Source organism: Planctobacterium sp. R6 (genome assembly GCF_055755215.1).
On record NZ_JBVTQY010000011.1, the window covers coordinates 1 to 24,101 of the forward strand.

The window sequence follows — 24,101 nt, forward strand, 5'->3', positions numbered from 1 at the left end:
TAGAAAAAACTAATGGCGAGATCTGAGATTTGAAAAAAGAAAGCTGAATGAATTTTAAAGTGGATGTCTTTTTATCCGGGATAAAAACACCGCTATCCGATTATTTGGCTGACAATCACTTCCTTAATGCCAACTAAAAGTATAATTGCCGCAAGGTAAGGCGGGCACCTACCTATATCTTTTTGAAGTTGTAATTTCCCACCCAGAAAGCACTATTTAAGAGTCTGAATCCGTTCTCTGATGTGTATCTTCCCAGAAATTTAGAAAAAACTAATGGCGAGATCTGAGATTTGAAAAAAGAAAGCTGAATGAATTTTAAAGTGGATGTCTTTTTATCCTGATGCAGAAAGCACTATTTAAGAGTCTGAATCCGCTCTCTGATGTGTATCTTCCCAGAAATTTAGAAAAAACTAATGGCGAGATCTGAGATTTCAAAAAAGAAAGCTGAATGGATTTTAAAGTGGATGTCTTTTTATCCTGTTTTATCACTTGAATACTTAAAATCCGAAGGGCTTTATTCGCTACGAGATGGTTGGATAGCGCTTCACTATCCTGAATGAAACGCCCTGTGCGGAGCCGCATGCAGTGTGTTGTGGGGGCTGGAGGTTAGAGACCTCCGGCTACCCGATTACGTGGCGTCATGAGCGAAACCCTGTCATTCTGAATTCGTTACCAGTTATCTCGCATGAGATTTGGTCAACAAACTGAACTATAGATTTTTCAATAAATTCGCTCAGTAACCAAGAGGCATCTTTTTCCAAGTGCGCTCGTAGTGATTGAGGCTCATATCTAGCAAGTTCACTTAACCTATGCATAGCTGCATAAGTTAAAGGCAGCGTACTGCGGTTGATTATGGAGGGTGAAGTTAAGTCTTTTCTTTTAACGTACCAAAGATCATTTGAGCTAAAAATATATGCCAACTCAGAGCGCCGATTTTTTAGATAATTGTTTAGTCTACTTCTGCTTGAAGCATCAGGAATATTTCTCGGAGCAGTCCATTTAAACGTCTTATTTCTTCTCAACGTATAAGTTTCTTCACTCCTATAACGCCGATCTAGACTATAACCTTTGAGGCGGCTTAGAGTGGTGGTATTGGAATGTTCTGGCTCTAATTGAAGTTCTAACCAGCATTTACCTCTATGCTTATCATGAACTATTCTTGGATTTAATATAGGAATAAAGACTTCGGCTTGATTGCCATACGTTGAATGATAAGCGCGATGAATATAGGGTAAATTGTATAGAATATCTTTAAGGTTATATTCTTCAAATTTCCTGTCCTGAGACTCCGGAACAACTGGTTCCTCAAGGTAGACGCACAACCCCGATAGTACACCTCTTACTTGAAATCGTATTAGCTCATTATTTAGTCGTTTATGGCCATCAGACACTTTGCCTGATACTCCATGAGAGAAATGATAGTTTATCGTTTTACACTCCAGCAGAGCCTTAGTTGCATTCAGAAAACAATAATATGTAGTTAGTGGCTTTGATATGAGATCCAGTTGTTGTGTTGCTTGATAGAAGTTTTTGGCCTGCTGCCAGTAAAATACAGCATCACTATTCGAACATTTTCTTTTTAGATAGATCTCAACATATTGCCAAGTGGAATCCGTTAAAATTACTTTGCTTTCTAGCTCAGGGGAAATGTGAGGACGGTAAATTCGAAGAGGCCACTTACCCATCTGAGCTGATGGACGCTCCTTATTTACCTTTAGATCAGACTTTATTTTAGTTACATCTTCGCCAAGCTTAGTAACTTTTTTAGCTAATGCTTTATTTTGCTTGACCAAACTTCAATTCCTTAAATGATGTCTATCTAGCCACGTAACAACTTAATATCGACCCAACGGGGCGTTTTTCTACCAATTGCTGGGTCGTTTTCATTCTTTTGTAAATTGATAACAAATTTACCCGGATAATACCAGAAGTGGTCTGAAATAAACTTATACATTGAGTGGATTCCGACAAAAATGAACCAATGAGGACTTTTCCTGACTATGGGAGAATCACCCAAACAAAAGATTATTTGAATAGTAATTATCGCTGTTGGGACCAACCTGGCGTTTAGCATACTGCCAGATGCATTATTGATTGCTTCACGGTAAGAACGGACAAGAATCTGTCTGCAAAGCATTCGAATTCTAAACCTGAAGGATGCCTTTTAATATCAAAATAAAAGGCAGGTTCATTCACCACCACCGGCTTATTTGCAAAAATAATCGCCAAGGTAAATAATTGCTCGCTAGTCGGCCGCTTAGTGTGTAGCAACCTGAGGGAATAATATGGATATCGTAGCGAACCCGGAAAATGTGATTGAGATCTGCAAGATTGCCCTCGATGCAATGAAAGCGGCGAAGTCGGATTACATAAATACTGTTTACTCCACGATTGCATCTTTGATAGTGGCCATTGGCTGGGTACTGACCTCAGCCGAGGCCAGGAAATTTATTAACGAGCACAAGCTGGTTTGGAAAGCGCTGCTGTTCGGTTCAGCCTTTATGTGGTTATTCCACATCGTCAACCTGACAGGCATTGCCGACAGAGCAATTAATGCGGCAACTTACGTTAATAATGCCTGTAGCGGGCTGAGTGATTCTGTTTTTGCCGTTTATCAGGTTTTGTGGTGGTGGCCTTGGGCGAGCATCGCATTTAATAGTGTGCTTTTTTCAGGCTTTATCCTCATGGTATATATCATTGGAAATGCTAAAGAGAGCAGGGTTAATGCTTCAAAGGCCGGTGAACAATGTAATTGAATAAGGGCAGGCCATTGGCCTTGCCGGATTCGGTATTCTTTCAATCAAACGCTTCGCACCAATGCCCCAAAGGCTAAAATATTAACAGAAATAGTGGTATCAGCTTTCAGGGTGCGCTACGTCACCCTGATAAAATGGTGTGCACTTTGAGGCGCTGTTTTTTACGGATTTGAGTAACCCTGATAGTGGTGCTAAGGCGGAATCCAGTAGCGACTGTGCAATGGCGCTTTTGGGATTGGACATACTGCCGTTCAGAGTCTGTTTGATGTCGGCGCAACCGGCTTTATCCAGCAAGGCAAAGGTAAAATCGTTAAAGGTTTTGTCGGTGGGGTTCAGCTGACCTTCAAATGCCAGCCGGTATTTATCGGTGGCGATGGCGGTATCTTTGAGCAGTAAGGCACCGTTATCCATTTTGCTCTTTAGCTTAAATTGTGGGATCAGGGTTTCGCCACCAGACGCATTGGCGCCACTTCCCAAATCAAATACGTTCGCTGCCAGAATACCTACTGGCCCGGTGATCAGAAAGCTGCCCACGTCTTTCCAGTCACTTTCTTTGCTGTCTTTAAAGCCTTTTACTAATTTGTTGATATCTACGCCCTGCAATTTGCCGCTGTCTAAGCCCAACTCGATATTGCCTGACAGTGTTTTTAAAAAGGATTGTGGGTCCTGAAGCAGACCTTGGGCATCAATGAGTCCTGACAATGCCATGGTGCCAGAGGGTTTAACCGGGGAACTTGGCATAAAGGCGTGAAATTCATCCAGATTGACCTGACTCTCGTTGATGTCCAGTTGAATACGTGAATGGCCTGCGTCACTGGTAACTTTACCCGCCACATCCAGCTGACTTTTACCTGTGTCCAGTTGCAGTCGGAGATCGCTGATCAGGTCATTGAGCAAGTTCACAGGCTGGCTCAGTTTGCCGCTTGTTTGCACCTCGCCGGAAAGTGTCATCATGCCTAAGTTTTGCAGCGGAAATTGCGGTAGCAAGGCAGCGAAATCTGCCAAAGCCAGCTGACTATCCGCAATGTTTAATGTCAGGTTGGCGTCGCCTTTCGGGTTTTGCAGAGTTCCGGATAAATGCAACCGGGTACGCTCGGTGTTCAGGCTCAGGTTGTCGAGCCTGATATTGTTTTCTGTGGCAGTTATTGTGGTAGCTACCTTACCCAAATTGGCACCCTGAGCCTGCAACTGCGCAACATCCAGTTTCGCGCGGATAGGGGAGTGATCTTTTAAAATGATGATTTCGGATTGTTCCGCAATATGCACATCTTCAAGCTGTAAGTTCAGGTTATTCACTATAAACTGTTGCTGTGCAGAGATATCCTGCAGATTGGCCTTTTCGATACTCAGCTTATGTAACAGCACTCGCTTGACCGGAAGTGTGGTAGCGGCGTTATCAGCTTCGGGCTCAGCCTGAGCCGGACGTGTTGCTAACCAGTCATCCAGCGCCTGCATGTTTATTTGCAGATCAGGAGCGATCAATCGAACCTCGTCAAGGATAATGTTTTTGCTGATGGCATCCATAATACTTGCGTCTACCACCAGGGTACCAATATCGCCATTGACAATCGGGCCATTTACGCGCAATTGCTTGATGGTAATTTTACCCGGATTGAATAAGCTGTGTTCGATATCCTCGAATGCAATGCTGTGACTTTCGACATCGTTCAGATAAGGAGTCGCTTCATCTTTAAACCAGTTTGGATCCCAAAATAGTGCGGCTAACAGGAGCAACAGTGCAGGCACAACGACGACGGTGGAAACGATCTTCTTAGCTAACGTCATATTGATACCACTCCTTTTTTAAACCGACCCTAAAATTGCTTGTCAGAAAGTGAAGACAACCTATCCGCAGCAAAGTTCCTCAGTTATCTGAGCAGGCAAAAAACCTTGTCTCTCCAGATACAGCTGCCCTTCTTTGCGGGAAAAGCACTTGTGGACTTTGATTTGCGAGGTGTTGCCAAACTGAAGAAAGAAGTCCCCCTGATCGGCACGATTGACTACCCAGACTTCGGAGAGTTGATTACGGCGATCAGTACTTAAACTATTGGCGTACTGTCCGGCGATATTATTGGCGTGAATGTGGCATTGGCTCATATCCACCATGAGCGACCACTTTTTGTTGTTTACTGTTCTGACCGTATCTGCCAGTTCACACATGTAACGCAAATCGATAACCGGGTTCCATTCGCCTTTCAAAATAACCTGAATAACTTTATGTTGCGTGGTGATGGAATAGGTTGGACTTTTCATGGTTGGTGAGTGAGAAAGAGTACACTGCGCAGTGTAAGCCGGATTTGTGACGATATGATTAATCTGGCGTGACTGATACATGTCAATGCTGTTCAAAGATTGAAGCCGTATTGGTTCAACCACAGTTGCGCACTGTCAACGCTGGTGCAGCGCTTCAGGGGAATTTTCGCCTTTTCGATAAAGTGAATAAGATGCGCACCCTGATTCAGGTTGTCCACTATCCAGCACTCCACTACCTGATTGCGCCGGTCCATATGAAATGCCGTTTTTTGTTTAAAACCAAGGGTCTCTTTACTGACAACCCAGCCACGCATATCTACCACCAATCCCCAGGGAGCGGATTGCATGTTGCGCATGGTGAGCGCCAGTTCGTTGAGGTAAGCCAGGTCAGACTTATTATCCCAGTCCCCCTCAAGGTCTACTTTGATTAACTGCTTTTTAACGATGACCTGATAGGATGGCAACATAATGTAAGAATAATAAAGACGCTGAATATAAATTTACCATAACTGCATATTTAGGAAAGGTGCGGGGTAAAGATATTGCCAATTTCCCCGGGAAACGACGCAATTAAATGTAACGTTTTGTTGAATTTACTAAGCGCAGTGCAATAACGGGCCTACGCCAACAAGGCCTGTATCATGCCGATGATGAGGGTTGCTACGCCAAAAACGACACCACACAAAGCAATGTAGTTTTCCGGCTTTTTAATAAACAGAATTATTACACACAACAGACCCAAAGCACCCACCAGATAGTTGGCCTGTTTAGCGAGGAATTGTATTGTGCGCCATGCACCATTGTCCGGGCTTTGTTCAGCTAATTGTTTGATGGAAATTTTGACCTGTGTACTTTCGATGGCTTCCAGGGTAAACCGAAAAGCTTCATTTAACCTTGGATCAGAGACAAACTCGATGCTGTGGCCCAGTGTGAAGGTATGAGGGACGTTGTTATATTGGGGTTGACCTGGATCTTTCAGGTCAATATGTATGGTTGCCTGATTATTGTCTGGATCACTGGCATCCAGTTGAAACCAGGTATTGGGCACCGATACCTTAACCGCGTTTGCGTGACCCTCTGACAAATAGAACTGACACTCAGGAATACAGTTTGCTACATCGGCATCAACCTTGTTGGCCCAAATCACGGCAATTACGATAAGCAAAGTGTACATTGATACTTTCATTTCTCAGTCCTCTTGCCGGGGTAAATGTGTTTGCTGGCAGCTCAGGTTAAAGCCGGTAAATATTCGAACCAATGTAATGTGGCGGCTCCGTGTTGTCAAACGCCTTACAAATCCCTGTAGTGCGATGACTTCGCAGCCACTGTGCTATTAAATGACAGATCGGGTATTGCAGCATTTAAAGGGTTTAATTAAACTTTCAGGTCACTTAATTAACCATCTTTGTGGGTTGTTTAGGGGGCCGGTTATTACATGGATAGGGTATTAAGGAACAATCTATGAGCAAAATGTACGCATGTGTTTTTTTCACTTTTTTGTCTTTGATGGCTGCTAAGACGCTGGCAAATACATTGACTGAGGAGCTGTGGTTTAGTGCTTCATCAGGGGAAGAAGTTCGGGTTTCTTATAGCGTCACAGATGGCGTAAAGTCATTGATAATTTACAACCGGACAGAATTGTCTGAACAAAGAATCATAGAAGAATTTGCTACAGCAGCGTTTAACGATGGGCATTACAACGACCTTCAGGATTTGGAAAGTTCGTTCGATGCTAACGGGAAAGATTGGCCAGAAGATAACAACAATCACGTTGCCGATAGTCAGCAAAACTCAGATCCCGATGTTATTATTTTCCGCGAACGTGGCAGTAAATTAGTCGCTGCATGCAGGTTGCAAGCTGGGTTATGTCGGGATATAGCCGATGTTGAGTTTAGCGAGTTTGACAAGAGGTTTGCCATCAATTTTCCGGCGCCTGATCCTTCGGCGACTATGGCAAAGTTGCAGCAACAGTTGCAACTTCAGGCCACCCTGTTTAAGGCTGTGAACCGGCTAAGTTCACAGGCTAATATGGTCTGTCAGGTTCAGGGCAATACTTTGCTTCAGTTAACCTGCCGCGTGGCTGTTTAGCGTATCTTCATTTCCGGTTTGATGTGCTGGATAGAAACACATTAACCCTGCTTCATTCTGATGCCGAGACAGGCGCCGGAAAAGCAGGGTTCTTTAGTGATAGTACTGCCTTGTCAGCTCGCTACAAAAGCTGGCAGTATTCGTTCAGCGATCATTTGTTGTGTTGTCTGATCGCGATGATGTGCTGTTATTACTACCACCAGGTTGAGTGCTTTAACGTGTAATATATACATACCGCCGCCGCCCTGGGCTGAAGCTGACGGGTAATGTTTTCCATTGTGATGTAAATCGGTGCCCCAAAAGTAATACCCGTAACCCTGTCTGGACACATCTTTACCACCGCCGTATATATCATCATCGCCGGTGAATATATGACGGCGGGTCGCGTCGCTGAGGTAAGCCGCTGAAATCAGTTGTTGTTCCTGCCATTTACCGTTGCTACTGAACAGCAATCCAAATTTCAGCATATCCCGCGAGGTGATACTGGCTTTCCAGCCAGATTCCGGCAGGCCACTGGCGGCGTTTTTCCAGCTGTAATTGTGAATACCGAGCTTGTCGAGCAATTCTGTTTTAATAAAGTTTTGAGCAGAGCCGGGTACAACCGCATCCAGCACCTGCATGATCAATTGCGGGCCGGTGCCATATTTAAACACCTGAGTGTCGTCGCTGATGGGTTGGCTGGTTTCCAGAATAACCTGAACTTCCTGTTGCCCCTTGAGCTTCTCCGGATTGTCATTGATTTGCTGCCATTGCTCTTCACTAATAGTGATCCCGGTGGTCATGGTCAGGGCACGGCGAAGGGTGACTTTCCCTGCGCCATCTGCTAACCGGGCGTGATCCAAATCCTTGAGAAAACTGATCACCGGTTTGTCCAAATCCGCCATCGACAAATAACCCAATTGTATTGCACGACCAACGGCCAGTGAGGTGTAACTTTTGGTGGCAGAAGATTGCGGGTGCGATAAGTCGATTCGGCCGCGTCGGTAATAAGATTCAAACAACAACTCTCCCTGATGAGCAATTAGCAAACTGTCCAGTTGCCCGTGCTTTTCTTCTGCAATTTCTTTGGCCAGTTTAACAATGGCCGCGTTATCGCCGAGGCGGGAGCTGAGGTTGCCGACGGCTATGCCATCATTAAGGTTTTCCGGACTGGCACTGATGTAGGCCTTTTCGAGTTCCGGAATATCCATGAATCTCTGATTGAGTTCTGGCTCTCGCCAGTGTTTGATTAAGGCTTCTTCTGCGGTGGCTCTGGGGGCCCCTGACGAATCTATCCCTGAGCCGGCAAGTGCGAAGTTGCAGATCATACTGATAGTGGTGATTGTGAATAAGTGGAGGATTTTTGTTTTCATGTCTGTCCTTTAAAATTCGGACTCCTCAGCCAGGCGCTGAGTCGTGGTTATTGAACTCATCACCAGTCTGTCGTAATTACCCCGTAAAACATGATAAAACGCTGACTTGTCGCTGATTTTTTGCTGATAAGCGGAAATCATATTCTTCTCTGCCGGTGATAGTGGTAACGTTGGTATCTTTGGGACGAGCCTGGCGTCAGAGGGGTTATGGCAGAACAATATTGGTTGGGTGGGTTTTTTATTGATCTTTCCCGGAATCAGATCACCCACAATAACGAAACACTGACACTGCCGCCGAAAGTATTGGCGGTGCTGACCTATCTGGCGGAACATCAGGGCAAAGTGGTAAGTCAGGACGACCTGCTGGACAACATCTGGAAAGATACCGTGGTGTCTCCCAATACGCTGCAACGCTGTATTGCCCAACTGCGCAAGGCATTAGGTGATGACAGCAGACAACAGCATATCATTAAAACCCATGCCAAAAAAGGTTACAGCCTGGAATGCAGCGTTAGTTGGCAAACGGGGATTTCGCCACAAAGCAGCCATGACCAACACAGTGATACACTGACTGAGGACGTTGTCGTCAATGGCACGCAGGCTGCTACAACTGATGATGAATCTTCAACCTCTTCCGGCAAGCCTGCATCCCCTTCTTCAACCCATAGCATACGTCAAAAACGACCCGCACTATTCGCGCTGGTGGCTTTACTGCTGATTGTGGGCATGTTGCTAACGAACCGTTTCTGGACTGAGTCAGAGCCCCGGTTTACTATTGATAATATTCGCGCACTGACTTCAACAGACAACCGGGAACTGGCTAGTGTTTATTCACCGGATGGCAAATACATTGTGTTTAAACGTTATCCGGAAGTGCTGTGCGTGAACAACCTTTGGGCAAAGAACAGAGAAACTCAGGAAGAGTTTCAACTGACCCAGGAGGTTGGGGCGTTTGATAGTCCGGCGTTTTCAGCCGATGGTAAAACCCTGGCGTTTGTAAAAGAGGTGGATTGCAGGACACCCATTACGCAAAACAGCTGTTTTAAGCTGCAAAGCATAAATTTTGAACAGGCCCTCAGGTCGCCACAGCGTCCGGAAACACTGCTGGAGTGTAAAAATACTGAAATTCGCACAGCCCGCTGGCTGAATAGTGATGACATTGCTTTAATGCAGAAACATGAGGGCCGCTGGCAACTTATCAGTTATTCCATCCCGAAAGATAAAAGCAGCACTTTGTTTGCACCTGAATCAGGCAACCTGATTGCCTATGATTATTCACCGGCACTAAATATGTTGGCACTGTCGCGTATCGATAGTGAGGGCAAGGCGTATATCGACATGCGCAATCCGGACGGAGAATTGGTGTCCAGCCATGCGATCCAATTGCCGGATAAGATTGCAAAATATCGCCCGATTTATCCGCGTTTTTCTGCTTTGGATGAGTTATTGCTATTTAGCACCGGCAGGCAACTCTTTAGCCTGTCTCATAAGGGGCAGGTGGCGCGCATTACTGTGCCACTGGATGAGGCTATGGGGACACCGGTATTTCATCCGGATGGCAAACATATGCTGGCCATTAAAGGCTTTTACGACAGTGATATTGTGTTATTGCCTGGCCTGTTCTCAGACAACACACCCGGTAATATTACCCGACAACAAATGCTTGATGCGGCGCTGTCCCGCTCTACACTGGAAGATGAACAGGCCAGATTTCAGCCTGAGGGGGATTGGATTGCCTACGTTTCCAACCGCTCTGGTGCGGCGCAGATCTGGTTAACCGATGGCGAAAGAACAACACAGCTTAGCCAGTTTCCGTTAGATACCTTTATCCCCAGTTTTGTCTGGGCGGCTGACGGGCAAAGTGTGTTAGTCAGCGCGTCCTACGAATTAAAGCGCATTGAGCTTAATGGTCGCGAAACTGAGATCCAGCTTCCCTATCCGGTGACCGATCTTTTTCACTGGGATACTGCCGGGCAATCGGTGCTGGCCATGGCCCAAATTCAGGGCATCAGTCGGCTGGTGGAAATAGACCTGGATAAACTTAGTGTACGTGTAGTGAATAATAAAAAGGTGATTTGGGCACAGAAAACCGACGATGGCAAAATCATTTATCTGGATAACCTGGACCGCTTTTGGCAACCGGGTCCCGCTGAGGATCAGCTTATCCCAATCGAAAACGGCACAGGTCGGCACAAACACTTTGTGGTTCGTGGCGAGCAGATATACAGCATCAATCGCGACTATCAGCTGTGGTTTTATAACCTGCAAGACAATAGTTCAGGCATTATTGCCCAATTGCCGGATACCGTTGATTACATCACGGATATTAATGAGCAACAGATGTTACTGACCTTACGTGTTGCAGCCCGCAAGGACGTGGTGGAGCTGACACTGCAGTGAGTCGGTTTTAGAGCTGCCGGTCATCTAGTTTCACGAATTGTTATGTGAGGTCTTGTTGCTGAGCAGATACCCTTGCATAGCCTTTGAATTCCATCAGAGAGTTACTCTATGTCAAAACTCAAGAGATATTGATATCTACTAATACAACTCTGAAATTACAGTTATTGTCAGTGTCAAATTATATGAGAGTGTTTCTGGCAGTGGCACGTCTATGCATCGCTCCACGGGTCTATGTTTTCTTGCATTTCCCTTAATAGGTGACGTAGCTGTTCCAGACTCATTGCAGGTTTGGTCCTATGAATCATTCGATGACAATTGGAGCACAGCACGCAAACGTCATCTAACGTAGAAGGTGTTAATTCACTTTGTTCAGAAAGCGGATTTTTATGGTGGCATTCAATGTAGTTCTTTCCTAATTCGCCATACTTCTTCTCAAAATCAAATCCACAGGCTTGGCATACATAACCATAGTTTTTTTTTGCGTCTGCGACTAATTGAGGGTTTCTTGCAAAAAAGAAACTCTCACGCATTTTTCTCTCTCCTTCTGAATATTCAACGTCAGGTCCTGGTTCTTGAACAGTTGAATAATCTGGCTCGTCAATTGTATAGTCCTCCCCTATCAATTGTGCAACATAGCCGTCTACACCATCAAACTTTGATAGTCGGTCTTCCTTGACCCTATATACGTTTCCGCTAGGTCGAAATTTTGGTAAGTAATTAACATCCTGCTTAAACTTAGTCCATGTAAGTTCAATTTCTTTAGTCTTAAAGAAAAATACATAGGGAAAATGGTTGCTTCCCCACAAAAAGTTAGAAAGTACAGGTAGCTCTTCTTTCCAAAATCCTTTTACTTGGCAAAGCGCAGGCATCTCGCCATTACCGCCGGTTGTCTTTATTAGAAGCATAACGTCATCATATTGAATATTACGTATGACGCTTTTTGCACCGGAAGGAACGCCCCAAGCGTTACAAAAGCCGCTTGGGAACTCCTTAGTTAACGCAGTATAGACCTCGTCTTTAATGTGTGGCGGTAATTTCTCTGCGATATCGTCAATTGAAACCTCCCCAAAAACTGTTTTGGGGAAGTCTGCAGTAGCTCCTTTTAGGCCAACATCATGAAAATATAAATTCATCAATCTAAACTCCTTTTATACTGAACATTACTATGATGGATTTAATACTAATTCTTTCCTTTATCATTGAGGATATCAAAGTATTTCTTTAAACCTATAGAGACAGACTAATTTTCAAAAAAATAGCCATTGGTAACAGGGCAATGCAATCGTATTTGATAAGAGAATCAGGGTGGAAACTTCTGCATGTATCTGCTACTTTCAGATAGGTAACAGTGGATGAGTAATATTGCTAATTTCATTTTTGGCTATATAATGACCGGCGTTTTAATTAGGGGAAGTTATGTACAAAGAAGAAAAGTCAGCTCAGATTGCGGCATTCTTTGTTGAAAGGGAAGGTGGGGACATATCACATCTAAAGCTTATTAAGCTTATGTATATTGCTGACAGACTGTCTATGGAAAAGACAGGATTTCCTATGACTTATGACAGAATGAAGTCACTACCGCACGGTCCAATTCTCGACAAAACTTTGAATTATATCGATTCAAAGCCAACACCTATGCCTGAATCTTGGGCAAAGTTTCTGGTGAAAGGTGGCCCACACACCATTTCTTTACATGAAGAAATTGATTTTTCCTCTCTTAGCCCAAACGACATTAATACCCTAGAAGAAGTTTACGAAGAGTACGGCCATTTGAGTAAGTACGCTCTTCGTGACCTGACACATGACCCTGATCACTTTCCAGAATGGAGAGATCCAAAGGGTTCGAGCCTCCCAATCCATTATAAAGATATATTTTTGGCTGTAGGGGATTCTGATGAATTGGCTAGGGCTAAAGCAGAACAAATAAGAGCTATTGAGACAATAGATAATATTTTTGACTCACTATGATAGGAAATCAGTATTCACCTTGTGCAAGATGCACGCTTTTGGTTCCCACGCCTTTGGCACATAGGCAAGGATTAAATCACTTAATGTTGGTGATCACAGACCCTGTTAACATTCCACCTCCTTCAGTTATCGTGACCCCTTTAAACAGTTATTTTGATGGCTGTGACAATACATGTATATTAGATGTTGGAGACCATGCATTTGTCGTTAAGAAGAGCTTTGTAAACTTTAAAGAAAGTAGAATTCGAGAAGTATCTAAAATAGTATCTGGTGTAGAGAATAATGTGTTCTCACCCCACGCTGACTTAACTGAAGTAGTTCACAGTAGAGTGTGTGAAGGATTTGAATGTTCAGATGCAATGGATACACTGGTGAAAGGTATATACAAACGTTTCAAAAGAGAAAGTGACAACGTAGCATAAAATATTATGTGTTGTATTTTATTAAACCTTTTTCAAATTTGAGAAAGTATCCCACTACATTAAGACTATTTTCGAAGCTCGCTTAAGTACCAGTTACTGCAACATGTGTCGACAAGAAAAAATAGCCATAAATAACCCACGTTTTTTCTTTAATCATGGAACGGCGCAATTGTCTCTAAGGGTTATTACCTTGCCCCCTCTCCCTTTCCTCATAGGAGGTCCTGAGAAGATCTGCGATAAGACTTTGAGTATAGGCATACCCGACACATTACGAGATCGTAGAAGCCCTTAAAGAGCTGATTTTATAGATAGTGAATTAGGGGGATATATTGGGAAGTTGATGGATATCGTAAAAGGAGATTAGGGAAATGGTGTGAAACTAACCGTGACACAAAACGTACCACAGTTAGTTTCAAATGCTCGTAAGCCCTTGGTTTATAAGGACCTAGAAAGCGGGGCGATTCTTACATCATGCCGCCCATGCCACCCATGCCGCCCATGCCGCTCATATCTGGCGCAGGCGCTTCATCTTTAGGTGCATCAGTGATCATACACTCGGTAGTGATCATCAGGCTGGCGATAGACGCTGCGAATTGCAGAGCTGAACGCGTAACCTTAGTTGGGTCAAGGATACCCATTTCGATCATGTCACCGTAAGTGTCGTTACCCGCGTTGTAACCGTAGTTACCTTCGTGGTTTTTAACTTCGTTAGTAACTACAGAAGCTTCTGCACCGGCGTTAGAAGCGATTTGACGCAGAGGAGATTCCATCGCGCGCAGTGCCAGGTTTACACCGTGAGTCTGATCTTCGTTGTCACCAGTCAGGCCTGCTAATTTAGCAGCAACACGAACCAGAGCAACACCACCACCAGGTACTACACCTTCTTCAACGGCAGCGCGAGTAGCGTGCAGTGCATCTTCTACGCGAGCTTTCTTCTCTTTCATTTCAACTTCAGTGGCTGCGCCAACTTTGATTACTGCTACACCGCCAGACAACTTGGCCAGACGCTCCTGCAGTTTTTCTTTGTCGTAGTCAGAAGTAGATTCTTCAATTTGGCCACGGATTTGCGCGCAACGACCTTTGATGGCTTCTTCGTCGCCAGCACCGTCAACAACAGTTGTGTTGTCTTTGTTGATAACGATACGCTTAGCAGTACCTAAGTCTTCCAGCGTGGCTTTTTCCAGCTCAAGACCGATTTCTTCAGAGATTACAGTACCGCCAGTCAACGTTGCGATGTCTTGTAACATAGCTTTACGACGGTCACCGAAACCAGGTGCTTTAACCGCAGCAACTTTAACGATACCGCGCATGTTGTTAACTACCATAGTGGCCAGTGCTTCGCCTTCTAAGTCTTCAGCGATAACCAACAGCGGTTTAGAGGCTTTAGCAACAGCTTCTAATACTGGCAGCAATTCACGGATGCTGGATACTTTTTTGTCAACCAACAGAATGAAAGGGTTTTCCAGTTCAACAGTACCGTTGTCCTGGTTGTTGATGAAGTAAGGAGACAGGTAACCGCGGTCGAATTGCATACCTTCAACAACGTCCAGCTCGTTTTGCAACGCCTGACCTTCTTCAACAGTGATAACGCCTTCCTGACCTACACGGTCCATTGCTTCAGCAATGATGTTACCTACTTCTTCGTCAGAGTTTGCAGAGATAGTACCTACCTGAGCAATTGACTTGCTGTCTTTACAATCTGTAGACAGTGATTTTAATTCTTCAACCGCTGCAGCAACAGCTTTGTCGATACCGCGCTTAAGATCCATTGGGTTCATACCCGCGGCAACAGACTTAAGACCTTCAGTAACGATAGATTGCGCCAGAACAGTGGCAGTAGTAGTACCGTCACCCGCTTCGTCGTTAGCTTTAGACGCAACTTCTTTAACCATCTGTGCGCCCATGTTCTCGAACTTGTCTTCCAGTTCGATTTCTTTGGCTACAGATACACCGTCTTTAGTGATGGTAGGTGCGCCGAAAGACTTGTCTAAAACAACGTTGCGGCCCTTAGGACCCAAAGTAACTCTTACTGCGTTTGCCAGAACGTTAACACCCGCCAACATTTTTGCGCGAGCGTCATCTGAGAAGCGAACTTCTTTAGCTGCCATTTTAATTTCCTCTAATTATGCTTAGTTGATGGGGTTGTATTATTCGACGATTGCAAGGATGTCGCTTTCGCTCATGATAAGCACTTCTTCGCCATCCAGTTTTTCAGTTTTAACGCCGTATCCATCATTGAAAACAACGATGTCGCCAACTTTTACGTCAAGTGCGCGAACTTCACCATTGTCAAGAAGGCGACCGTTACCAACAGCGATAACTTCACCACGAGTGGATTTTTCTGCAGCAGAGCCAGTTAAAACGATGCCGCCAGCAGATTTAGTTTCCTGCTCGTGACGCTTAACGATAACGCGATCGTGTAAAGGACGAATTGCCATCTCAAGATCTCCTGATAAGTCTTGTTTAAGTCAAATAAGTACCCAAATGGGCGGTTATTTTAACCACTGTGCCGATTGGCAAAGTGGCATGTTGTTTATGTCTGCCTGCCTAGATGGGGGTCTCAGAATCGATCTCAAGGACTTTTTTTTAAAAAAAGTGAAATTTTTGTTTATTTGTCGCGATTCGTCGTATCAAAGTCCGAAAAACACCCTGTCAAAGCGGAATAATCAGGGGCAGTGCCAATATTCAGGAATCAATAACCATGAAGAAAAATCTTGCGATATTAATGTTTGATCAGGTGGAAGTGCTGGACTTTGCCGGCCCTTTTGAGGTGTTTTCAGTAGCCAATGAATTACATGACTATGGGCTGTTCAATGTGCTCACTGTCAGTATTGACGGCAAAGATGTGCGCGCAGTGAATGGTTTGAGAGTGGGTGTAGACTGCAGTTTTGCCAGTTGTCCGGATGATATTCATTATCTTGTGATACCAGGTGGCGACGGCACCAAAGCGATATTTCAGCTACCCGAATATCAGCGCTGGGTAAAGCAGCGGTATCAGCAGGCGGAACAGGTGTTAACCGTGTGTTCCGGTACGCGGTTGTTAGCCAGTATGGGGTTGTTGTCAGGAAAACAGTTCTGTACACATCAGGAAGTATATCCACAGCTAGTGGCGCTGGCCCCCGATGCATTTCCTCAGTCACATTTGCGCTACGTGCGCGCTGGCAAACTGCTGTCTGCAGGCGGTATTTCGGCTGGTATAGATGCCGCGCTGGATTTACTTAAGGACATTACCAGTGCAAAGGTGGCCAACAAAACCGCAACCTACATGGAGTATCATCGCAATAGCGCGGACTGCGGGATGGATTTTGGGCGCGACTGATTTAGTCAGCGCGTCTTGTATTTCATCTGAAATTTTTGCTTATCTCAAACGGGCGTGTTAAATCGGGGCTGAAATATTGCAAAAAATGCAATGTTCTACCGGTATTTATATTGTTCTGGTTCAATCACCGAATAAACGGGATAGGCTTCATACTAAGCTCGACATTCTTCTAGTACATTTTTGTTCCGCTTTTAGAACAAAAAAATGGACTAACTAACAATGAAGCTCAAATTTAAAATCGCCACAACCGTCCTGGTATTTCTATATATCATTGTATCTTCTGTCTCTGCTTCTGACCTGGATTTAAGTCTCTTCAAGACTAAAAAAGTGAATGAAAGCTTGTATGTGATGACTCAGGACTATGGCGATGCATCAATCAATTTTGCTGCCGTAGTCGGAGAACACAGTGTTGTACTCATCACTACCATGATGAAAGAGTTCTCTCCCCACGTTGAAAAGCTTATTAAAAAGGTAACTGATAAACCCATCCGACATGTCATTAGTATTGATGGCGACTACTACCAATATTATGGCAGCAGATATTTTGTAGAGCGTGGCGCAACATTCATCGCTCATAAAAACCTTATCCCGAATGTGTTTGAAAACAGGATATTAGTGGATAAACCCTATCGGTTGGATGTAGGCACAGAGCAACTTTGGGTTATTCCAACCAAAGCTCACACTACTGATCATGTCATGGTCAAACTTGAAAATAGCAATGTCATTTTCGCAGGTGACGCGTTAAGTTTTGACTGGATTGTCTATTCTGGCCCCAACGGTCCCGATGAGCATATCGCAGCGTTAGATTTGATCCTGGCTCAGGGAGACGAAGAAACCATTTATTACCCAGGAAACTGGACGGCAGAGGAGTTTGGCAACAAAGCGGATATGGGAGAGTTGATGGCAATCTACGGACTATTTGTAGAAAAAGTTAAATCGCTTCATAAGTCAGGACTTAAACCGACAAAAATTGCCGAAAGTCAGGATATTCACAACTTACTGAAACCGCTAAATGATTACGAAAGGCTCAGCCCATATATCATACATTTCGTCAAAGATGTGTTGGGAATCGTAGATGAAAGCTAGAGATTATTAAAATTCACTGCTGTGACAATGACGGCCAGGGGTAAACCCCTTTGCTGTTCACGGTGCGATTGTGTAGTGGGATAATCTTGCGGTTATTGAGGTTGGCTCTTTCGATGGCGCCGTTTTCAATTGTATCGAATAAAATATCAAAAGAACCATCGTCAATACTGGCCAGAATGCCTTTTTCGATTGTCTCGGCCAGTGCCCGGTTGTTTTTGTGTACGAAAAAGAAGATGTAGGCAGGGTAGGCAAATGCCAGCTGTTGTTCCACTACCAGGCCGTGTTGCTGGTGCTGTTGGGCCTCTCCCCACACTTCCAGTATTGAGCGCGGGAAGTAGTCGGCCCGACCTTTTTCCACCAGTTCAAACATGGCGTCGTAGATCTCAACGCCTTCTACCCTGAATCCATTGTGTTGCAGCACTTTGATATCTGGCCAGTCGTGACCCTGCACAGCCAGGCGTTCTTGTTGTAACCCTGACAGTGACATGTCTTTGCTGAAACGATGTTGGTTTTGAGCAGAAATTAAAAATATGCGATAGCCAAACAAGCCTTTATAAATGGGGATTTTGATGGCCCGAAGCTTTTTTTCTCGTTCAATGGAAGTCATGCTCCAGGCCACATCCAATTCAATATCTTGCGATAACAGCACCAGTGCGCGCCCCTGTTGAATCTTTATGCCGGATTCAGTGAGGTGATATTGGTTATCCGGTTGTCCCTTTTTGAGGGCCATTTTTAGCAACGCCAGCGGGTATCCGTCAGAAAATGATTGATGAGGATAGGTAAGGAATAGTTCTTCGGCGATGGCACTATTGACCATCAGCACAAAGAACAGTGCGAAATAGCGACGCATGTCAGGGTAAAATATTTGGTCTTTTCATAGTGCTAATTAAAGACCAGTTTCAATGATTTTTCATTGGTACTTTAGTACAAGGCACATGAGTTTCTAATCGTCTTTGCGCTGATATTCGCCTTCGATCACCGTTGGATCTTGCGGTTTGGATGACTGATAGCGGGACTGAGTTTGTTGATGTTGCTGAAACTGCGCCTGCTGAAAACCCCCGGCGCTGTGCATGACCACCCGATGACCCAGATTCGCCATCAGATACCTTGCAATGAGCGGGCGGGTGAACGGTGTGGCAAACAGAAACCCGATGGCATCAGTAATAAATCCTGGCGTTACCAGCAACACACCCGCAACTAACAATAGCAAACCTTCCGCCATTTCCTGGCCGGGCATTTCACCACTGCGCATTTTGAGTTGAGCGTTCGTCAGGGTTTGTATTCCTTCCTGACGCACCAGGTGGGCACCCAAAAAGGCTGTGATAATAACTATGGCGACGGTATTCCAGCCACCAATTATTTCTCCAACATTGATCAGCAAGGCTATTTCAATAATGGGTAAAATCGCGAATAATATGAAAAGTTTTGCAAACACGTTCGTCTCTTTTGGCCTACGCTTTATCCCTATAGACATTGAGGCTCTGAATAAAAACTCAATGCTATGTTATGTAACCAAGTTTGTATCCCTGTTTTTTCTTGAGCATGAAATATGATCTCAGGAGTACAGGTCTTTAGGAGCTATTATGTCAGATTTATGTGTTGTTTTGTGTACTTGTCCTGATAAATCCCATGCACGCGACATTGCCTGCAAAGCCATTGAGGCGAACCTGGCGGCCTGCGTGAACATTGTGCCCGGGATTTTGTCGGTATATCGTTGGCAGGGTAAGGTACAGCAAAATTCTGAGTGCCAACTGGTACTTAAAACTCATAAAGAGGCTGTGGCTGCCTTGCAGAAACTGGTCTTTAAAACGCATCCCTATGATGTTCCTGAGTGGATTGTGTTAAATGCCGATGCTGCAGGTGATGAATATGAAAAGTGGATAAAAAGTACGGTTAAATGAGCAATAACAAGCAGTTTGTTTTAATTTTTTCAGTCATTTTAATGGTGTTGCAGCTGTCCTGGTTGCAACCCTCCCAGGCCCTGCAATTTGATACTCAGGTAGACGATTTATTCTCTGAAGAGCCCGAGTTTTTGCCCGTCGATGAAGCCTTTATCTTTGAGTTTGATCAACAAGATGAGCAGCTGATATTAAGCTGGCAGATTGCCGAGGGCTACTACCTGTATAAAAAGCAATATAAATACGTTGCCAGGGACGTCACCGTAGCTGATGCCGTGTTTGTTACTGAACATCAGCAAATCGAAGATGAGTACTTTGGCATATCCGATGTGTATTTTGAACAGTTAGAAATTCGACACGATATTCAATATGCCAAACAGGACGGGGTGTTCAAGGTCCGTTATCAGGGCTGTGCAGAAGCCGGTTTGTGTTATCCACCCACCACTAAAGTGGTCTATCTGAGTGCGGTTGCTGGTGATGCCGAACTGGATAAAGCGGCTCAAACTTCTGAAGCTATGGAGTCTGAAACTGGTTCCGTATCTGAGCAATTTGAACTACAAGCCATGTTATCCGGCGAGCAACCACTGGCAATGACATTACTGCTTTTTGTGCTGCTGGGTGCGGCGCTGGCCTTTACCCCTTGTGTGTTTCCTATGTATCCCATTATTTCCAGTATTGTGGTGGGGCAGGGAAAACAGGTTAAAACTTCCAGGGTGCTGACATTATCATTCTTTTATGTTCAGGGTATGGCCATTACTTATTCCCTGATCGGGCTGGCGGTAGCCAGTGCCGGTGTGCAGTTTCAGGCGGCACTGCAGGCAGACTGGATTTTAATAACTTTCACCGTCATCTTTACCGCATTGGCACTGGTGATGTTTGGTGCATATGAACTGCAACTGCCTTCAAGCTGGCAGGTAAAACTGAATAGCATGAGCGCTCAGCAAAAAGGCGGCAGCTTTGTGGGCGTGTTTATTATGGGCGCAATTTCCGGGCTGGTGGCTTCCCCCTGTACTACTGCACCGCTGACCGGCATATTGCTGTTTATTGCCCAAAGTGGCGATTTGTTACTGGGTTTTACGGCACTATACGCTCTGAGCATTGGCATGGGCATCCCGTTGATTATCTTCGCTGTAACCGGTGGTAAGTTGCTGCCTAAAGCCGGCAACTGGATGAACATTGTGAAAGTCGCTTTTGGCTTTATGATGCTGGCCGTCGCGTTATTATTCCTGGAGCGCATGATAGAAAATCTCTGGACCAACCTGGCCTGGGCTGCGGTGGGATTAGCCATGTTTGGCTACTTTTATGTGATGAATCAAAACAGTACAGCAAGCTTCTGGAAAGGTGTGCGAACTGTGGTGATTTTCCTGGGTTTGTTTGCATCTGCGCTGTGGGGATGGCAACAAATCCAGCTGGCAACGGGCTTAGTTAATCATTCCGACGGGACGGCGACTGCAGCCAAAGCCCATCCCGAGTTTCTGATTGTGAAAGACCTGGCCGACTTCGAAGCCAGGCTGACGCAAGCCAATCAGCAAGGTAAATCTGTGATGATCGACTTATACGCCGACTGGTGTGTGGCCTGTAAAGAGTTTGAGAAGTACACCTTTACCGATGCCGGAGTACAGGATGCCCTGTCGAATACCGTGTGGATGCAAATTGATTTGACCGACAACACACCGCAATCTCTGGAATTTCAGGAAAACTTTGCCATTTTAGGGCTACCCACCATCTTATTTTTTGATGAGCAGGGCAATGAGCTGGACAGCGCCAGAGTTACTGGTTTTATGAAGGCCGATAAATTTGAAGCGCATGTGCGCAATGCGCTGTAGCTCATAACTATTTGACTTGCAGGAGATACTGGCGGGGCGACTCGCCAGTGGTCAATTCACAAATCTCTGTATGACACGCCACCCTGTTTAAATAAAGCTGTTCTGCCCGCTTTGCTATTTCCGAGACACTATTAATTTAAGTCAGTCGGTAAACGCTGGCGACCAGTATGGTTACTACACACCATCCCAAGCCGATACTCAATGGCAGAAAACCAATCACTACGCCGACTTTAGATAAGGTGTCTTCACCGACAATATCTGGTTTTATGGCCTGCAGAATAAAGCCAAACGGGTTGTAGATGGCACCAATCAGGGTCAGCCATAAAATGAGTGATGGAGGATTGATTTGTAACTGCAGCAGCACCAGAAAAACCACAAAGATTATGGCAGACATGATCAGATAATCGATGTGAGAACGCACCAGATCCCGGTAATTAGGAAATACCTTTTTTACCCAGCGCCATTTCAGGTAGCGGGCGGCAGTCAACAACCAGGCCTCCAGCAGTGCCATAATCAGACAAACCGAGGCCGCAACCGGCAGCAGGAATAAATCTGTCGTCATTTATTGTTTGTGCAGCGACAACAGTGTGCTGCTCTGGTTTGCCAATGGACGGGCAGACAATATTTTATAATAGCCTGCCACTGAGTTTCCCATATTGATCTGGTAGCGTGGACTGTCCTTTACATGAAATACGCTGCTGATCGCATCGTTGGGCAGTTCGAGTTTAAGTAACTCTTCATAAGCTCTGCAGGACAATACGGCGACGTTTTGTCCTTCGATTTCCAGTTGCAACTTGTCGTTATTCATCCGCTTATCCGATTGTGTTTACTTGGTGCCAAATATCTTATCACCGGCATCGCCAAGGCCTGGCAAAATATAGCCGTTATCATTTAAACGCTCGTCTATGGCGGCGGTATAAATGTCAACATCGTCGTGGATCTGTCGAACATTATAGATACCCTCAGGTGCTGCCAGTAACACCAGACAGGCGATAGAAGTACAGCCTTTGTTTTTGAGCAGGTCGATGGTGGCATTCATAGTACCGCCGGTGGCCAACATGGGATCTAAAATAAGTGCGGTGCGTTGCTCAACATCTTCAATAACTTTGTCGAAGTAGGGAACCGGTTGCAGGGTTTCCTCGTCACGGTAAAAACCCACCACACTGATTTTCGCCGTGGGCACCAGGTTCATTACCCCATCCAGCATGCCTAAACCGGCCCGCAAAATCGGCACCAGGGTGATTTTCTTGCCGTGAATTTGTTGTACCTGGATTGGTTCGCCGTTCCAGCCGGTAATTTCGGCGTTTTCTGTGGGCAGATTACGGGTGGCTTCATAAGTCAGCAAACCGCCTATTTCTCCGGCCAGTTCCCGAAAGTTTTTGGTGCTGATGTCTTTGGTTCGCATTAAACCAATTTTATGCTCGATAAGGGGGTGTTTAATGTAATGGACTGGCATAGTGTTGTTTTCCGTTGTCTGGATTTTTATAAGTGTACTTTAAACCGATTCTGTTGCTTTTGAAATGTCATTAAATTGTCTTCAAAAAGAAATGACTTGCTAAGAAAATGCGCTAATCTTCGCAGATTAGACCAGTAAAATGCTGCCTTTTCTGCAATTTTACCTATAATGGAGCGAATTATAGGATATTGCGAAACTGATCGCTCATTATTTAACCTGTTTTTATGTTGTGTCTGACATAATTGTTTCATACTGTTAAATATTAAGTGTTTTCGACGACGTTTGATGATTTTTAGTCTATAAATTCAGTATTCGCAGCAAACTAAGAAAAAATTACTTTGAACATACTATTGCTTAACGGTCCCAATTTAAACATGTTAGGTAAGCGCGAGCCGGAAGTTTACGGCCATCGCACCTTGTCTGATATTGTGCAGGGTTTACAACAGGTTGCCAGCGACAACGGTGCCATTTTAGCGCACCTGCAATCCAATGCTGAGCATGAGTTGATTGACAAAATTCACGCCGGTTTCGGCAAAACCGATTTTATCATTATCAACCCTGGTGCTTTTACCCATACCAGCGTCGCGCTGCGCGATGCGCTGTTAAGTGTGTCTGTACCTTTTATCGAAGTACACCTGTCTAACGTCCATGCCCGCGAGCCTTTTCGTCATCATTCTTATCTGGCTGATGTCGCACAAGGCGTGATCTGCGGTTTGGGTGAACAGGGATACCACTTCGCCCTACAAGCGGCATTGCGCCATGGCAATGCGCAACATTCATAACAAACAATTAAATTGATTACATAGAGAGTCAACAATGGATATACGTAAAGTTAAAAAACTGATTGAGCTGGTGGAAGAGTCCGGTATTGCTGAATTGGAAATTACTGAAGGTGAAGAATCTGTACGCATCAATCGCGGTCACAGTGGTGGCGCTTATATGGCGGCTCCTATGGCTCAACCGATGGCCCATGCCCCAGTTGCTGCACCGGCTGCGCCTGCCGCCAGTGAGCCAGCTGCACCCGCAGCCCCAACAGGCCATACGGTTCGCTCCCCAATGGTGGGTACCTTCTACCGTTCTTCTTCACCTGGTACGCCAGCGTTTGTTGAAGTAGGGCAAAGCGTATCTGTGGGTGATACCTTGTGTATCGTTGAAGCCATGAAGATGATGAACCAGATCGAAGCCGATAAGTCGGGTGTGGTTAAGCAAATCCTGGTGGAAAATGAAGAGCCTGTAGAATTCGATCAGCCTCTGTTTATCATCGAATAAGAGGCAAG

At 45.0% G+C, this 24,101-nt stretch carries 26 protein-coding genes; 11 read left to right on the forward strand and 15 right to left on the reverse strand.

Going from position 1 to position 24,101, the window contains the following annotated elements; all coding sequences use genetic code 11:
- Nucleotides 1-638 precede the first annotated feature (638 nt).
- A complete protein-coding gene (locus tag AC0J20_RS09090; protein WP_473021435.1) occupies nt 639-1,793 on the reverse strand; it encodes a YaaC family protein in 1,155 nt (384 codons plus the stop codon).
- A 492-nt stretch (nt 1,794-2,285) separates the two neighbouring features.
- On the opposite strand from AC0J20_RS09090, the gene AC0J20_RS09095 reads away from it, so the two are divergent.
- Nucleotides 2,286-2,756 (forward strand): hypothetical protein, encoded by a 471-nt coding sequence (locus AC0J20_RS09095; protein WP_473021436.1) that lies wholly within the window; start codon nt 2,286-2,288, stop codon nt 2,754-2,756.
- A gap of 99 nt (nt 2,757-2,855) precedes the next feature.
- On the opposite strand, the gene AC0J20_RS09100 is transcribed toward AC0J20_RS09095, so the two are convergent.
- The 4 genes from AC0J20_RS09100 to AC0J20_RS09115 all read right to left on the reverse strand — a co-directional run bounded on the left by AC0J20_RS09100 (nt 2,856) and on the right by AC0J20_RS09115 (nt 6,195).
- A complete protein-coding gene (locus tag AC0J20_RS09100; RefSeq protein ID WP_473021437.1) occupies nt 2,856-4,541 on the reverse strand; it encodes an AsmA family protein in 1,686 nt (561 codons plus the stop codon).
- A 60-nt stretch (nt 4,542-4,601) separates the two neighbouring features.
- Nucleotides 4,602-5,105 carry a hypothetical protein gene (locus AC0J20_RS09105; RefSeq protein ID WP_229530808.1) on the reverse strand — a complete coding sequence of 168 codons (504 nt, stop codon included), beginning with the start codon at nt 5,103-5,105 and terminating at the stop codon, nt 4,602-4,604.
- Nucleotides 5,102-5,476 carry a hypothetical protein gene (locus AC0J20_RS09110; protein WP_229530809.1) on the reverse strand — a complete coding sequence of 125 codons (375 nt, stop codon included), beginning with the start codon at nt 5,474-5,476 and terminating at the stop codon, nt 5,102-5,104. Before AC0J20_RS09110 ends, AC0J20_RS09105 begins: the two co-directional genes overlap by 4 nt.
- Before the next feature lie 152 nt (nt 5,477-5,628).
- Nucleotides 5,629-6,195: a hypothetical protein gene (locus AC0J20_RS09115; protein WP_473021438.1), complete on the reverse strand. Its 567-nt coding sequence runs from the start codon at nt 6,193-6,195 to the stop codon at nt 5,629-5,631.
- 275 nt (nt 6,196-6,470) lie between these two features.
- Between AC0J20_RS09115 and AC0J20_RS09120 the strand changes: the two genes are divergently transcribed.
- A complete protein-coding gene (locus AC0J20_RS09120) occupies nt 6,471-7,097 on the forward strand; it encodes a hypothetical protein (RefSeq protein WP_473021439.1) in 627 nt (208 codons plus the stop codon).
- A 113-nt stretch (nt 7,098-7,210) separates the two neighbouring features.
- On the opposite strand, the gene AC0J20_RS09125 is transcribed toward AC0J20_RS09120, so the two are convergent.
- Both AC0J20_RS09125 and AC0J20_RS09130 read right to left on the reverse strand, forming a co-directional pair.
- Nucleotides 7,211-8,449 (reverse strand): serine hydrolase domain-containing protein, encoded by a 1,239-nt coding sequence (locus AC0J20_RS09125; protein WP_473021440.1) that lies wholly within the window; start codon nt 8,447-8,449, stop codon nt 7,211-7,213.
- A 9-nt stretch (nt 8,450-8,458) separates the two neighbouring features.
- Nucleotides 8,459-8,590 carry a hypothetical protein gene (locus AC0J20_RS09130; RefSeq protein WP_473021441.1) on the reverse strand — a complete coding sequence of 44 codons (132 nt, stop codon included), beginning with the start codon at nt 8,588-8,590 and terminating at the stop codon, nt 8,459-8,461.
- 66 nt (nt 8,591-8,656) lie between these two features.
- Here AC0J20_RS09130 and AC0J20_RS09135 point away from each other — a divergent pair, with 66 nt between their 5' ends.
- Nucleotides 8,657-10,849: a winged helix-turn-helix domain-containing protein gene (locus tag AC0J20_RS09135; RefSeq protein ID WP_473021442.1), complete on the forward strand. Its 2,193-nt coding sequence runs from the start codon at nt 8,657-8,659 to the stop codon at nt 10,847-10,849.
- 209 nt (nt 10,850-11,058) lie between these two features.
- Here AC0J20_RS09135 and AC0J20_RS09140 read toward each other — a convergent pair whose 3' ends face one another.
- On the reverse strand, nt 11,059-11,982 hold the full coding sequence (locus AC0J20_RS09140) for an HNH endonuclease (protein ID WP_473021514.1): 924 nt from the start codon (nt 11,980-11,982) through the stop codon (nt 11,059-11,061).
- Nucleotides 11,983-12,265: 283 nt separating this feature from the next.
- Between AC0J20_RS09140 and AC0J20_RS09145 the strand changes: the two genes are divergently transcribed.
- On the forward strand, nt 12,266-12,817 hold the full coding sequence (locus AC0J20_RS09145; RefSeq protein WP_473021443.1) for a Panacea domain-containing protein: 552 nt from the start codon (nt 12,266-12,268) through the stop codon (nt 12,815-12,817).
- Between the two features lie 83 nt (nt 12,818-12,900).
- On the forward strand, nt 12,901-13,239 hold the full coding sequence (locus AC0J20_RS09150) for a hypothetical protein (protein WP_473021444.1): 339 nt from the start codon (nt 12,901-12,903) through the stop codon (nt 13,237-13,239).
- Between the two features lie 464 nt (nt 13,240-13,703).
- On the opposite strand, the gene groL is transcribed toward AC0J20_RS09150, so the two are convergent.
- Complete coding sequence (gene groL / locus AC0J20_RS09155; RefSeq protein WP_229530815.1) at nt 13,704-15,347, reverse strand: chaperonin GroEL; 1,644 nt, start codon at nt 15,345-15,347, stop codon at nt 13,704-13,706.
- A gap of 39 nt (nt 15,348-15,386) precedes the next feature.
- On the reverse strand, nt 15,387-15,677 hold the full coding sequence (locus AC0J20_RS09160; protein WP_229530816.1) for a co-chaperone GroES: 291 nt from the start codon (nt 15,675-15,677) through the stop codon (nt 15,387-15,389).
- 263 nt (nt 15,678-15,940) lie between these two features.
- On the opposite strand from AC0J20_RS09160, the gene AC0J20_RS09165 reads away from it, so the two are divergent.
- Nucleotides 15,941-16,558 carry a DJ-1/PfpI family protein gene (locus tag AC0J20_RS09165; protein WP_473021445.1) on the forward strand — a complete coding sequence of 206 codons (618 nt, stop codon included), beginning with the start codon at nt 15,941-15,943 and terminating at the stop codon, nt 16,556-16,558.
- A gap of 219 nt (nt 16,559-16,777) precedes the next feature.
- Nucleotides 16,778-17,644, forward strand: a complete 867-nt coding sequence (locus tag AC0J20_RS09170; RefSeq protein WP_473021446.1) for an MBL fold metallo-hydrolase — start codon at nt 16,778-16,780, stop codon at nt 17,642-17,644.
- A gap of 13 nt (nt 17,645-17,657) precedes the next feature.
- Here AC0J20_RS09170 and AC0J20_RS09175 read toward each other — a convergent pair whose 3' ends face one another.
- The gene (locus tag AC0J20_RS09175) at nt 17,658-18,494 is read right to left on the reverse strand and encodes a type 2 periplasmic-binding domain-containing protein (RefSeq protein ID WP_229530819.1); all 837 of its coding nucleotides are present in this window, start codon (nt 18,492-18,494) and stop codon (nt 17,658-17,660) included.
- A gap of 93 nt (nt 18,495-18,587) precedes the next feature.
- On the reverse strand, nt 18,588-19,079 hold the full coding sequence (locus tag AC0J20_RS09180) for an FxsA family protein (RefSeq protein WP_377306615.1): 492 nt from the start codon (nt 19,077-19,079) through the stop codon (nt 18,588-18,590).
- 148 nt (nt 19,080-19,227) lie between these two features.
- Here AC0J20_RS09180 and cutA point away from each other — a divergent pair, with 148 nt between their 5' ends.
- The gene (gene cutA / locus AC0J20_RS09185; RefSeq protein ID WP_229530821.1) at nt 19,228-19,545 is read left to right on the forward strand and encodes a divalent-cation tolerance protein CutA; all 318 of its coding nucleotides are present in this window, start codon (nt 19,228-19,230) and stop codon (nt 19,543-19,545) included.
- The gene (locus tag AC0J20_RS09190) at nt 19,542-21,368 is read left to right on the forward strand and encodes a protein-disulfide reductase DsbD (RefSeq protein WP_473021447.1); all 1,827 of its coding nucleotides are present in this window, start codon (nt 19,542-19,544) and stop codon (nt 21,366-21,368) included. The genes cutA and AC0J20_RS09190 overlap by 4 nt, the downstream gene beginning before the upstream one ends.
- A gap of 136 nt (nt 21,369-21,504) precedes the next feature.
- On the opposite strand, the gene AC0J20_RS09195 is transcribed toward AC0J20_RS09190, so the two are convergent.
- The 3 genes from AC0J20_RS09195 to upp are packed head-to-tail and all read right to left on the reverse strand — an operon-like array spanning nt 21,505 to nt 22,824.
- Nucleotides 21,505-21,930 (reverse strand): hypothetical protein, encoded by a 426-nt coding sequence (locus AC0J20_RS09195; protein ID WP_229530822.1) that lies wholly within the window; start codon nt 21,928-21,930, stop codon nt 21,505-21,507.
- Nucleotides 21,931-22,176: a hypothetical protein gene (locus AC0J20_RS09200; protein ID WP_229530823.1), complete on the reverse strand. Its 246-nt coding sequence runs from the start codon at nt 22,174-22,176 to the stop codon at nt 21,931-21,933.
- A gap of 18 nt (nt 22,177-22,194) precedes the next feature.
- Nucleotides 22,195-22,824: a uracil phosphoribosyltransferase gene (upp, locus tag AC0J20_RS09205; RefSeq protein WP_473021448.1), complete on the reverse strand. Its 630-nt coding sequence runs from the start codon at nt 22,822-22,824 to the stop codon at nt 22,195-22,197.
- A 338-nt stretch (nt 22,825-23,162) separates the two neighbouring features.
- Here upp and aroQ point away from each other — a divergent pair, with 338 nt between their 5' ends.
- Nucleotides 23,163-23,606, forward strand: a complete 444-nt coding sequence (aroQ, locus tag AC0J20_RS09210) for a type II 3-dehydroquinate dehydratase (protein ID WP_473021449.1) — start codon at nt 23,163-23,165, stop codon at nt 23,604-23,606.
- A 34-nt stretch (nt 23,607-23,640) separates the two neighbouring features.
- Nucleotides 23,641-24,093 (forward strand): acetyl-CoA carboxylase biotin carboxyl carrier protein, encoded by a 453-nt coding sequence (gene accB / locus AC0J20_RS09215; protein WP_229530825.1) that lies wholly within the window; start codon nt 23,641-23,643, stop codon nt 24,091-24,093.
- Nucleotides 24,094-24,101 lie beyond the last annotated feature (8 nt).